At 71.5% G+C, this 12,458-nt stretch carries 10 protein-coding genes; 8 read left to right on the plus strand and 2 right to left on the minus strand.

Annotated features, from left to right (window positions below; translation table 11 throughout):
- Positions 1–93 precede the first annotated feature (93 nt).
- On the minus strand, positions 94–273 hold the full coding sequence (locus AC07A4_RS29150; RefSeq protein ID WP_478604041.1) for a hypothetical protein: 180 nt from the start codon (positions 271–273) through the stop codon (positions 94–96).
- Positions 274–844: 571 nt separating this feature from the next.
- Here AC07A4_RS29150 and AC07A4_RS29155 point away from each other — a divergent pair.
- The 8 genes from AC07A4_RS29155 to AC07A4_RS29190 all read left to right on the plus strand — a co-directional run bounded on the left by AC07A4_RS29155 (position 845) and on the right by AC07A4_RS29190 (position 12,013).
- Positions 845–5,023 carry a sensor histidine kinase gene (locus AC07A4_RS29155; protein ID WP_478604044.1) on the plus strand — a complete coding sequence of 1,393 codons (4,179 nt, stop codon included), beginning with the start codon at positions 845–847 and terminating at the stop codon, positions 5,021–5,023.
- A gap of 9 nt (positions 5,024–5,032) precedes the next feature.
- The gene (locus tag AC07A4_RS29160; RefSeq protein WP_016641908.1) at positions 5,033–5,446 is read left to right on the plus strand and encodes a roadblock/LC7 domain-containing protein; all 414 of its coding nucleotides are present in this window, start codon (positions 5,033–5,035) and stop codon (positions 5,444–5,446) included.
- Positions 5,447–5,607: 161 nt separating this feature from the next.
- Positions 5,608–6,012, plus strand: a complete 405-nt coding sequence (locus tag AC07A4_RS29165; RefSeq protein WP_478604046.1) for a DUF742 domain-containing protein — start codon at positions 5,608–5,610, stop codon at positions 6,010–6,012.
- Positions 5,993–6,598 (plus strand): GTP-binding protein, encoded by a 606-nt coding sequence (locus AC07A4_RS29170; protein WP_478604048.1) that lies wholly within the window; start codon positions 5,993–5,995, stop codon positions 6,596–6,598. The genes AC07A4_RS29165 and AC07A4_RS29170 overlap by 20 nt, the downstream gene beginning before the upstream one ends.
- A gap of 341 nt (positions 6,599–6,939) precedes the next feature.
- A complete protein-coding gene (locus AC07A4_RS29175) occupies positions 6,940–10,320 on the plus strand; it encodes a nitrate- and nitrite sensing domain-containing protein (RefSeq protein ID WP_478604050.1) in 3,381 nt (1,126 codons plus the stop codon).
- A 10-nt stretch (positions 10,321–10,330) separates the two neighbouring features.
- On the plus strand, positions 10,331–10,744 hold the full coding sequence (locus tag AC07A4_RS29180; RefSeq protein ID WP_030676106.1) for a roadblock/LC7 domain-containing protein: 414 nt from the start codon (positions 10,331–10,333) through the stop codon (positions 10,742–10,744).
- A gap of 62 nt (positions 10,745–10,806) precedes the next feature.
- Positions 10,807–11,448: a DUF742 domain-containing protein gene (locus tag AC07A4_RS29185; RefSeq protein WP_478604052.1), complete on the plus strand. Its 642-nt coding sequence runs from the start codon at positions 10,807–10,809 to the stop codon at positions 11,446–11,448.
- Positions 11,429–12,013 (plus strand): GTP-binding protein, encoded by a 585-nt coding sequence (locus AC07A4_RS29190; RefSeq protein WP_030361923.1) that lies wholly within the window; start codon positions 11,429–11,431, stop codon positions 12,011–12,013. Before AC07A4_RS29185 ends, AC07A4_RS29190 begins: the two co-directional genes overlap by 20 nt.
- 205 nt (positions 12,014–12,218) lie before the next feature.
- On the opposite strand, the gene AC07A4_RS29195 is transcribed toward AC07A4_RS29190, so the two are convergent.
- Positions 12,219–12,416 carry an acyl-CoA carboxylase subunit epsilon gene (locus tag AC07A4_RS29195; protein WP_478604055.1) on the minus strand — a complete coding sequence of 66 codons (198 nt, stop codon included), beginning with the start codon at positions 12,414–12,416 and terminating at the stop codon, positions 12,219–12,221.
- Positions 12,417–12,458: the final 42 nt, after the last annotated feature.

A 12,458-nucleotide genomic window follows, 5' to 3' on the forward strand; every position in this document is an offset into this window, starting at 1 on the left:
GATCTGGGTGACCCCAGTCTATGGGGCTTCGCCCCACTCCCCCTTTTCGCCGCTTCGCGGCTCGTCCGCGAGCGCCGGACGGGCTCTTCCCGGCTACGGGGCTACGGGGGCTTCCATCAGGATCGTGCGCTTGGGGTTGGCGGTCTGGGTGGGGAGCTCGACAGCGTGTTCCGGCCGCTCCTGCGCCGCCTGGAGGTCTTCGGCGTCCTTGAGGTGCGCGAGGGTGGTGCGGCGCGGGTTGGCTATGTTGCGGAACATCAGGGTGGACTTCATCTGCTGTTGTGATCCTGTCGATCGGGACGTCGTTCGATGGACGTCAGTTGTCGGATTCCCCATCCCTGTAAAGCGTCAGGCTAAACATGCAATTCCCGATCAATGTCGAGAAGAGGCCATGATCTTCATGTGAGTTTGCTCACTGAGGTGCGGGCAAAAGGGTCAATTCAGACTGGTGGTGGGGCCTTTGAAAACGGACATTGCCCACCTGAAGCTCCCATTCCGCTCCTGATCATGAAGACTGGGACACCCGCTCGACCTGGACGTCTCGTACGGGAAAGTCCGATATGGGAGACTTCACTTTCTACGTCTCGTAACGCGTTACTCACGTGCTGTCACGGATATCGGGGCCTGGCCCACGGGCCTTGTTGGAGATCCTGCACTGTGCTGGAATTCCCGGGACCGCCGCGGGATCGAACCGGCGCGAAGGGCGCGACGCAGCGCCGAGAGCGGCGGGAAGGGGGAGAGAGCGCCGGTCTCACGACCACCATGGGGCGCCACGCGCCCCACGACGCCGACACCGTCCCGCCGTCCACGCGGAGGGACGCCTGGTCCAGAGGTTGCGACGCTAGTGCAGGGACGTTTCAAGAGGGATGGCAGCGCTGCGGCGGAGCCGGAGCGCGGCGGGAGTGTCCGCGGCTCCTCGGCCCAGCACGCCCAGAACCCCGGACAGGTGCAGACCGGTGACGGCGGCCCCGGCGCCGCTCGCGCGGACGCGCCGGGCGCGGTGGCGCCCACGGGTGACACCAAGGGGAAGGGCGCCAAGGCGGGCAAGTCGGCCAAGGCCGGCAAATCGGCCAAGTCCAAGGGCGCCAAGACGACCACCCCCGGTCCCGGTCCCCGAATAGCCCTGCGCAACTGGCGCATCTCGACCCGACTCGTCTCGCTCCTCGCCCTCCCCGTCATCACGGCCACCTCGCTGGGCGCCCTGCGCATCAACGAGTCGATGGACGACATCCAGCAGCTCGACAACATGAAGCTGCTGACCGACATGACCAAGCAGGCCACGGAGCTGGCCGCCGCGCTCCAGGAGGAGCGCGACCAGTCGGCAGGTCCCCTCGCCCACGGCGCCAAGGACTCCGACTTCACCGTCAAGGGCACCCGCCAGAAGACCGACCGGGCCTACCGCAACTTCCTCCAGGGCACCCAGGGCCTGGAGAACAAGGACGGCGACAAGGGCCTCCGCGGCATCCGGCAGAGCACCCTCCAGATCACGCAGCAGCTGCAGAAGATCAGCGACGTACGCAAGAGCGCGTACCAGGACAAGGGCTCGCACTCCCAGACGGTCGACGGCTACAGCCAGCTCATCGAGCAGCTCCTCGCGCTCTCCGAGGACATGGCGCAGGCGACCAGCAACCCGGACATGATCCAGCGCACGCGTGCGCTCGCGGCCTTCTCCTCCTCCAAGGAGTACGCCTCCGTCCAGCGCGCCATCATCGCGGCCGCCCTGCCCGCGAACAAGCGCGACTTCGGCGAGCTCTCCGAGAGCGACCGGCGCTACGCCCTCTCCGCGAACGAGAAGGAGAACGGCGAGCTCCAGGCCTTCAACCGGATCTACTCGGGCGACTCCGAGAAGCTCCTGAAGCCCATCAGCGAGGGCAACGCCTCCATCGAGTCCGCCAACGCCTACGCCAAGCGCGTCCTGGAGCAGGAAGGCGGCATCAAGCTCCGCGGCAAGCGCTCCTACAAGGACTGGGTGGACGCCGACTCCACCAAGATCTCGGAGATGGCGAAGATCGAGCTCACGCTGCTCGACGAGATGGAGCAGAAGGCCCGCTCGCTGCGGAACGAGTCCGAGCAGCAGGCGATCCTCAACGGTGCGCTGATCCTGCTGGTGCTCGGCGTCTCCCTCGTCGGCGCCTTCGTCGTGGCCCGGTCCATGATCCGCTCGCTGCGGCGGCTCCAGGACACCGCCACCAAGGTCGCCCAGGACCGCCTGCCCGAGCTGGTCAAGCAGCTCTCCGAGTCCGACCCGCAGGACGTCGACACGTCCGTGGAGTCGGTCGGTGTGCACTCCCGGGACGAGATCGGCCAGGTCGCCGCGGCCTTCGACGACGTGCACCGCGAGGCCGTCCGCCTCGCCGCCGAGCAGGCCCTGCTCCGGGGCAACGTCAACGCGATGTTCACCAACCTCTCGCGCCGCTCCCAGGGCCTCATCCAGCGTCAGCTCTCGCTCATCTCCGAACTGGAGTCCCGCGAGGCCGACCCGGACCAGCTGTCCTCGCTGTTCAAGCTCGACCACCTCGCGACCCGCATGCGCCGTAACGGCGAGAACCTCCTGGTGCTCGCCGGTGAAGAGCCCGGCCGCCGCTGGACCCGGCCCGTGCCGCTCGTCGACGTGCTCCGTGCCGCCGCCTCCGAGGTGGAGCAGTACGAGCGCATCGAGCTGGCCTCGGTGCCCGCCACCGACGTCGCGGGCCGCGTCGTCAACGACCTCGTGCACCTGCTCGCCGAGCTGCTTGAGAACGCCACCTCGTTCTCCTCGCCGCAGACCAAGGTCAAGGTCACCGGTCACGCGCTGCCCGACGGCCGCGTCCTCATCGAGATCCACGACACCGGCATCGGCCTCTCCCCCGAGGACCTCGCCGCGATCAACGAGCGGCTCGCGTCGCCGCCCACCGTGGACGTCTCCGTATCGCGCCGCATGGGTCTGTTCGTGGTCGGCCGCCTCTCGCAGCGCCACGGCATCCGCATCCAGCTGCGGCCCTCCGACTCCGGCGGCACGACGGCGCTCGTCATGCTTCCCGTCGACGTCGCCCAGGGCAAGAAGGCCCCCGGCAAGCCGGGTGCCCCCGCGTCCGTCGGCGGTCCGGCCGCGGGCCAGGGCGGAGCGGGCGCCACCGCGCGCCGCGGCGGCGGTGTGGCCGCCGGTCTGAGCGGCGCGGCCCGCGCCCGCCAGAACAACCAGGTCGGCGCAGGGCCCGGCGCGCAGCGCGGCCAGGTCGCGGGCTCCGGTCCGCGGGCGGCGCTGCCCGCGCGCGGCCAGCAGGGTCCCTCGGCCGGGGCCCCGGTGGCTCCGGGCGGGCTCGCGGGCGCTCCCGGCGGCGCGGGTCCGGGCGGCCAGGGCGGTCAGGGCCGTCCCGGTGGCGCTCCCGGCGGGCAGCGGCCGCAGGCACAGCTTCCGCAGAACGCTCAGAACCCCCAGGCCCCCCAGGCCCCCCAGGCCCCCGGTGCGCGGGACGACCGCGGCGCCGGTGCCTTCGGGCAGGGCGGCGGCCGCTCGGGCGGCATGCCGCAGCCTCCGGTGCCCCAGCAGCGTACGAACGACGCCGGTCAGGCCATGGGCTCCGGCGCTGGCTCCGGCTCCGGCTCCGGTGAGCAGGGGCGCAGGCCGCAGCTGCCGCCGCGCGGGGGTCCGCGCGCCGAGCTGCCCGGCGGCAGCCCGCAGCCGCGCGTGCCCAGCTGGAGCGACGAGAACGCGCAGCCGCAGGTCGCCCGCGAGTCCTTCGACGCCCCCCGGGGCCACGAGGAGCCCGAGACCACCGGCCAGTTCCCGCACCCCACCGCGCACCCCACCGGCCTCGCCGACGAGCGTCAGGGCCCCGGCTCCACCGCGCAGTTCGACCGCCCCGACTTCGACGGGCCTCCGCCCGGCACGCAGGGCGACGCCCAGAGCGGCGGCACCGGGGAGTTCGTCCGGTCCGACGTCTTCGGCGGCGGCCCCGCCGCGGCCCCGCAGGCGCCCCAGGCCCCGCACCAGGGCCAGGGCCCCGATCAGCCCGCGCACACCACCGGCGAGTTCCACGTGCCGCGCCCGCCCGCGCCGCGCCGTGGGCAGGCGCCGCGCGCGGACCTGGACCAGGGCGTTCCGCAGCGGCCGCAGACGCCGGAGCAGCAGCCGCAGCCGCAGCAGGCTGAGCGGGATGACCTGCCGCCCGCGTCGGGACCGCTCGACGGCCGGACGCCGCTGTACGACACGCTGGAGACCAACTGGTTCTCGCAGCAGGCGCAGGCGCAGGCCGAGCAGGAGCGGCGGGCGCAGGAGGAGCGCGAGGCGCAGGCCCTGCGCGAGCGTCAGCAGGCCGAACGCCAGCAGGCCGAACGCCAGCAGCAGCCGCAGCAGCCCGAGCAGCAGCAGGCCACGGGCCAGCGCCCCGAGCTGCCGCAGCGGCCGGGTGCGCAGCGGCCCCCGCACACCCCGGAGCCGGCGCGCCGCCAAGGACAGGCCCCTCGCCAGGCCCCGCAGCAGTCGCAGCCGCCGCGTCGTGAGGCGCGACCGCCGCAGCGCGAGCAGCAGCCGCCGCAGCGGCCGCTCGGCGCGGGCGGCCCCCAGGGCGTGCGCCCGCCGCAGCCCGGCGGCACTCCGCCGCTGCCCCAGCGCGGCGGCAACGGCGCCCCGGGCAACGGCGCCCCGGGCAACGGCGCCCCGGGCAACGGCGCTCCGGGCCATGGCGCCCCGCAGCACAGCGCCCCCGCCCACGGCGCCCCCCAGCAGCAGAACCCGAACAACAGCACCGGCAACACCGCTTGGCGCACCTCGCCGAACGACGAGCTGGGCCGCCAGGCCGAGCGCGTCCGGCAGCCCTCCGCGGGCGGCGTCACCACGTCCGGCCTGCCGCGCCGCGTGCCACGGGCGAACCTCGTGGCAGGCACCGCGCAGCAGGCGCAGGAAGGCACCGGTCCGCAGGTCTCGCGCGCGCCCGACGACGTGCGCGGCCGGCTGACCAATCTCCGTCGGGGCATTCAGCAGGGTCGTCAGGCCGGCACCGGCCAGACCGGCAGTTTCCCCACTCACCAGCAGGAGCGTTAGTTGAGTCCGATGAGCCAGGCGGCACAGAACCTGAACTGGTTGATCACCAACTTCGTGGACAACACCCCCGGGGTGTCCCACACGGTCGTGGTCTCCGCCGACGGCCTGCTTCTCGCGATGTCCGAGGGCTTCCCGCGCGACCGCGCCGACCAGCTCGCGGCCGTCGCCTCCGGCCTGACCTCCCTCACCGCCGGGGCCTCCCGGATCTTCGAGGGCGGTGCGGTCACGCAGACCGTGGTGGAGATGGAGCGCGGCTTCCTGTTCCTCATGTCCATCTCCGACGGCTCGTCGCTCGCGGTGCTCGCGCACCCCGAGTGCGACATCGGCCTCGTCGGGTACGAGATGGCGCTGCTCGTCGACCGAGCGGGCACCGTCCTCACCCCGGATCTGCGCGCCGAGCTGCAGGGCAGCCTGCTGCACTAGCCGGCGCGCGGGCCGCCCCCGCCGCAGCCGTACCCGGCCGCCCCACTGGCCGGGTGCGGGAGACCGAACGCAACCGCCCACCGTCCGGCCGCCAACTCCCGCCCCCACCCCGGCTGACGTCAGACGGAACGCAGACAACTGCTGTCCCGCTCGGAGGATCCATGAACCCGCCCACCGCCTCTCATGACCCGTACGGCGCTCAAGCCGGATACGGCATCGAGGGCGACCAGCCGCTGGTGCGTCCGTACGCGATGACGGGTGGCCGGACCCGGCCCCGCTACCAGCTCGCCATCGAGGCGCTGGTGAGCACGACGGCCGACCCGGCCCAGCTGATGGGGCTGCTCCCCGAGCACCAGCGGATCTGCCACCTGTGCCGCGAGGTCAAGTCGGTGGCCGAGGTGTCCGCGCTGCTCTCGATGCCGCTCGGCGTCGCCCGCATCCTCGTCGCCGACCTGGCCGAGGCCGGGCTCGTCGCCATCCACCAGCCCGGCGGTGACGAGAACACCGGCGGCCAGCCTGACGTGACTCTGCTCGAAAGGGTGCTCAGTGGACTTCGCAAGCTCTAGCGGAGGCGGCGGCTTCGCCGATTCCGCCGCGGGTGCCCGGTCCACCACGTCCGCCAAGATCGTGGTGGCCGGTGGCTTCGGCGTGGGCAAGACCACGTTCGTCGGCGCGGTGTCCGAGATCAACCCGCTGCGTACCGAAGCGGTGATGACTTCGGCGTCCGCGGGTATTGACGACCTCACCCACACCGGTGATAAGACGACCACCACGGTGGCGATGGATTTCGGCCGCATCACGCTGGACCAGGATCTGATCCTGTACCTGTTCGGCACGCCGGGCCAGGACCGCTTCTGGTTCATGTGGGACGACCTGGTGCGCGGCGCGATCGGCGCCATCGTCCTGGTGGACACCCGGCGTCTGGCCGACTGTTTCCCCGCTGTGGACTACTTCGAGAACTCCGGCCTGCCCTTCGTCATCGCCCTCAACGGCTTCGACGGCCAGCAGCCCTACACCCCGGACGAGGTGCGCGAGGCGCTGCAGCTCGGCCCGGACGCGCCGATCATCACGACCGATGCCCGCCAGCGTGCGGAAGCAAAGAGTGGCCTGATCACGCTGGTCGAGCACGCGCTGATGGCACGACTCAAGTAGGCGGGGTCATACGGAAGTTGCCGTACATCGCACGGAACGATCTGTGTCCTTTGACACGGACGGCCGCCGTGTTCATAACGTTTCGACAGAGAATTCCGCCGACCCCGCCACACATCGCGGTCGGCCGGTATCACTGTGCTCACATGGGCCCCGCTTTTTGGCGGGGCTCGCTCTTTATGACCGATTTATCTGAGGCTTACACCACTCGGAGCGCTTCCCTCCTAGTGTTTGGACGAGCACCACCTGACGTGCTGGAATGCGCTGAACTGCCCAGTAGCACGGGCCTTTGGAGACGACAGCGGCACCAGCGCGGGAGCCGCCGCCGAGAGGTTGTTGGTCGAGTGAGGCGAAGCAAGACGAGCCCCGCACCCCCGGAACGGGACACGCGGGGCAACTTCACCCCGCCCCCGCGGGCGGCCGCGCCGTCCGTGGACGTTCCGGTCAGCGAGCCGCAGGCCGCCTCCGGCGGGCGGCTCTCGCCCCGGAACTGGCGCGTACCGACCCGCCTGAACGCGATCCTGCTGATACCCGTGCTCGTCGGTCTCGTCATGGGCGGCTTCCAGGTGAAGGGCGCCATCGACACCTGGGACGAGGCCCGCGACGCCGAGGCCACCGCCCGTCTGGTGCGCGCCTCCCTCGACTACGGCAACCGCCTCATCGAGGAGCGCGACATCTCCGCCGCGCCGCTCCTGAAGGGCGAGAAGAACAGCCCGGCCGTCGCCAAGGCCCGCAAGGCCACGGACGCGGCCGCCGACGCCTTCGACGACGCCGTCAAGGACATGCCGGCCAAGGAAGGCCTCGAACGCCGTCTCGCGGCCTTCCACAAGGTCGAGCCGAAGCTCCCGGGGCTGCGCGAGGCCGCGTACACCACCAAGCTGCCCGGCGTGCGGACCGAAGAGGCGTACGTCGCCATCCAGCACCCGCTGATGGAGTTCGCCAACGAGCTCGGCCTCGGCACCGGCAACATCACCTCCTACGGCCGCACCGTCTACGCCGTGTCGCTCGCCAAGGCGGCGCTCTCCCTGCAGCGCTCCATCGGCACCCACCTCCTGGAGAAGCCGGGCCCGGCCAAGGGCGACTTCGCCCAGCAGAAGGTCTCCTTCTCCTCGTACGCCTACCTCGAGCGCATCGCCATCGAGGAGTACCGGGGCGGCGGCACGCCCTCCGACGTCAGGAAGCTCGACGAGGCCGGGCAGCGTCTTACCGCCGCGGCCAAGAAGCAGGCCGAGCAGGGCGCCGCCGACGCCCGCGCCCAGGGCAAGAAGTTCGTCCCGCCGCCCAGCGCCACCAAGACCATCGAGCTCATCGTCGGCCTGGAGAGCACCCAGCCGAGCGCCCGGGTCGCCCTCGCGGGCCGCGGCGTCACCAGCAAGGCGCTGTGGGCGGCCAACACCGCCAAGTTCGACGAGTACCGCACGATCGAGTCCGACCTCGCCGACAAGGCCGTGGACGAGGCCTCGGGCATCGCCGACAACGCCAAGACCGACGCGTTCATCACCGGTGCCGCCGTCGTGGTCGCGCTGCTCGCCGCCTTCGTCATCGCCGGGCTCATGGCCCGCCAGATGAGCCGCTCGATGCGCAGCCTGCGCACCGCCGCCTTCGGCATCGCCGAGCAGCGCCTGCCGATGCTGGTCGACCAGCTCTCGCGCACCGACCCCGGCCGCGTCGACACCCGCGTCCAGCCCATCCCGATCACCACCACGGACGAGATCGGCGAGGTCGCCCGCGCCTTCGACCAGGTGCACCGCGAGGCGGTCCGGCTCGCCTCCGAGCAGGCCCTGCTCCGCGGCAACATCAACGCGATCTTCACCAACCTCTCGCGCCGCAACCAGTCGCTGATCGAGGGCCAGCTGACCCTCATCACCGACCTGGAGAACAACGAGGCCGACCCGGACCAGCTGGAGAGCCTCTTCCGCCTGGACCACCTGGCGACCCGCATGCGCCGCAACGGCGAGAACCTCCTGGTCCTGTCCGGGGAGGAGCCGGGCCGCCGCTGGGACCAGCCGGTGCCGCTCGTGGACGTGCTGCGCGCCGCCTCCTCCGAGGTGGAGCAGTACGAGCGCGTCGAGCTCTCGGGCGTGCCGGAGGCCGAGATCCACGGCCTGGCCGTGACCGACCTCGTGCACCTGCTCGCCGAGCTCCTGGAGAACGCCACGACGTTCTCCTCGCCGCAGACCAAGGTCAGGGTCACCGCGACCCGTCTCCCCGACGGCCGCGTGATGATCGAGATCCACGACAAGGGCATCGGCCTGACCGCCGAGGACTTCGCGGACATCAACCACCGGCTCGCCAACCCGCCGACGGTGGACGCCGCGATCTCCCAGCGCATGGGCCTGTTCGTGGTCGGCCGCCTCTCCGACCGGCACGGCATCCGCGTCCAGCTGCGCCCCTCGGGCGAGCAGGCGGGCACCACCTCGCTCGTCATGCTGCCGGAGGTCATCACGCACGGTGGCGGCGGCGCGCAGCACGCCCCGGGCGGCGAGTTCGGCGAGCCGTCGGAGTTCACGGTCTCCTCGATCATCCCCGAGCAGCAGGCCTCGCCCACCGAGCCGCTGCGCACGGCCGCCGAGCTCGGCTTCGACGACACCCGCTACCCCGGCGACGGCCAGGACGCGGGCGCGAACGGCGGTCAACTCGACCCGGTGGGCCGCTCGTTGATGCGCGAGGAGCGCCGCGCGGCCCTGGAGGCGCAGGCACACTCAGGCCAGCAGCCGGAAGCCGATCGTCCGCTCTTCCGGGACGAGCTGGGGGCCACCTCCGGGACGTACGAGCAGGCCCCGTACGAGGACCCGCACGCCCAGCAGCACGGCGAGAGCGCCGCGTACGAGCCCCAGCAGGGCGCGTACGACCCGCAGCAGGGCTCCTACGACCCCCAGCAGGCGGCGTACGACCCGCAGCAGACGGCGTACGACCCCCAGCAGGGCGCCTACGACGACGGCCAGACCTCCGGCTACGGCCAGGGGCAGGGCGGCTACGACCCGCAACTGACGTACGACCAGGGGCAGCCCGCGTACGAGGAGTCGTACTACCCGACGCCGGACGGCTACCAGGACGGCGCCTATGCGGAGCCTGTCCAGGACGGCCACGGCAGCGCGAGCGGTTCCACGCAGGAGTCGTTCACCGCCTATCCGGAACGTTCCCACCAGGACGACTGGCCGCTGCGTGACGGTTACCAGGACACCTACCAGGGCGAGTACGCTCCCGAAGCGGAAGCCGCCCCGGCGACTGACGCCGAGGAGCGCGAGCGCGTAGGCTTCGAGCGTCCGGAACCTGCGGCGACGGCGCCCTCGGCACCTTCTCCGGCCGCCCACGAGCTGACCGACGCGGGTCTTCCGCGCCGCGGCGGTACCGCGGCGAACGGCAACGGAAGCGCCCCCGCCGAGCAGGACGAGCAGAACCACGACGGCGAGAGCCACGGCGGCGGCCCGGAGAGCTGGCGCTCGGCCAACGACGAGCGCTGGCGCCGCGCCGAGCAGCTGAAGGAGCCCAAGGCGGGCGGAGTCACCTCGTCCGGTCTTCCCCGCCGGGTGCCCAAGGCCAATCTGGTCGAGGGCACGGCGGAGCAGACCCCGCAGGGCGGCCCCCAGGTCTCCCGCGACCCCGACGAGGTCCGGGGCAGGCTCAGCAACCTGCGCCGCGGCGTCCAGCGGGGCCGCAGCGCGAACAGCGACACGAATGGCCAGGGCTTCAGCCCTGACAGCACCTACAACCAGGAGCGTTAGTGTGAGCCCGATGAGCCAGGCGGCGCAGAACCTGAACTGGTTGATCACCAACTTCGTGGAGAACACCCCCGGGGTGTCCCACACCGTGGTGGTCTCCGCCGACGGACTCCTTCTGGCGATGTCCGAAGGTTTCCCGCGCGACCGAGCCGATCAGCTCGCGGCCGTCGCGTCGGGTCTGACCTCCCTGACGGCCGGGGCCTCCCGGATCTTCGAGGGCGGTTCCGTGACCCAGACCGTTGTGGAGATGGAGCGAGGATTTCTCTTCATCATGTCCATCTCCGACGGGTCGTCGCTTGCCGTACTCGCCCACCCAGAGGCGGACATCGGTCTCATTGGGTACGAGATGGCACTTCTCGTCGACCGCGCCGGGACCGTGCTCACGCCGGACCTGCGGGCGGAGCTCCAGGGGAGCCTGCTCAACTAACAGACAGACGGTGCGTATTCGCGTCCCGGGGCCGTAAGGTTTCGGGACGCGGCTCCACAGCGATGGTGCCGAGCACAGTTTCGGAGGAGGAGTACGTGGCTGCAACACCCCCAGACGGTTCGTCTTCGGCCAACTGGCCTTCAGGCCACGGCCAGGGTCAGGGTGACGGTTCGCAGAACCGGTACAACTTCCCCTCCGCGCCCAGCCACCGCCGCACGCCGCAGTACCGGCAGCCAGGACCGCAGGCGCCCGCCCCGGGCCCGTACCACCACGGCCCGGGCGGATACGACCAGCAGCAGCCGTACGCGCCGCGCGTCCAGCCGCAGCAGCACCGCGCGCCCGAGCCCGCGCCGCCGCCCGCCAGCAATCCCCTGGTGCGCCCGTACGCCATGACGGGCGGCCGCACCAGGCCGCGCTACCAGCTCGCCATCGAGGCACTGGTGCACACCACCGCACAACCGCATCAGTTGCAGGGCCAGTTGCCCGAGCATCAGCGCATCTGCAACCTGTGCCGCGAGATCAAGTCAGTCGCCGAGATCTCGGCACTGCTCTCCATCCCCCTTGGCGTAGCCCGGATCCTCGTCGCCGACCTGGCGGAGGCCGGCCTCGTCGCCATCCATCAGCCCGGCGGTGACGAGTCCGCCGGCGGTCAGCCAGACGTGACACTGCTCGAAAGGGTGCTCAGTGGACTTCGCAAGCTCTAGCGGCGGAGCAACAGCCCGCTCCACCACCAGCGCGAAAATCGTGGTGGCGGGCGGCTTCGGCGTGGGCAAGACCACGTTCGTCGGGGCCGTCTCGGAGATCAACCCGCTGCGCACCGAAGCCGTGATGACATCCGCGTCGGCGGGCATCGACGACCTGACCCACACGGGCGACAAGACGACCACGACGGTCGCCATGGACTTCGGACGCATCACCCTGGACCAGGACCTGATCCTGTACCTGTTCGGTACGCCGGGACAGGACCGCTTCTGGTTCATGTGGGACGACCTGGTGCGCGGCGCCATCGGAGCGGTCGTTCTGGTCGACACGAGGCGGCTCGCCGACTGCTTCCCCGCCGTCGACTACTTCGAGAACTCCGGGCTTCCGTTCGTCATCGCCCTCAACGGCTTCGACGGGCACCAGCCGTACACCCCGGACGAGGTCCGGGAGGCCCTGCAGATCGGGCCTGACACGCCCATCATCACGACGGACGCGCGGCATCGGGCCGATGCCAAGTCCGCGCTGATCACTCTCGTGGAGCATGCGCTGATGGCCCGGCTGCGGTAGCCCTTCGGGTGCGCGTGGGTGGGTGGTTTCCCGCCGCTACCGCGGCGGGTTTCTCCCACCCCCCTACCTGCTGTGGGCAGCTGGTCCGCCCAGAGGGCGGAACGGGTGGGCACAGCCCACAGCCGCCGGGCACCGTTCAACGCCTGTGGGCCCCGTACTCGTGTTGAGTACGGGGCCCACAGGCGCGTTCAGAGGGTGGCGGGGCTCAGCCCTGCCAGCTGTGCGGGGCGCGGAAGCCCGGGGTGCGCTCCAGGCGGCGCCAGCCGGCCTTGTCGCGGCCGCGGCGGGCGGTGGGCGCGGCGGCGGGCTGAGCCGAGGCGCGGGCCAGCAGGATCGCGGTGATGGCCGCGACTTCCTCGGGCTCGGCGTGGCCCTTCTCGACGCGGATGTCGGCAGTGGTCATCGCAGCGTTCTCCTTGTGGGTACCGCGGGGCGGGACAGAGGC

The organism is Streptomyces sp. NPDC043996, from assembly GCF_056435225.1.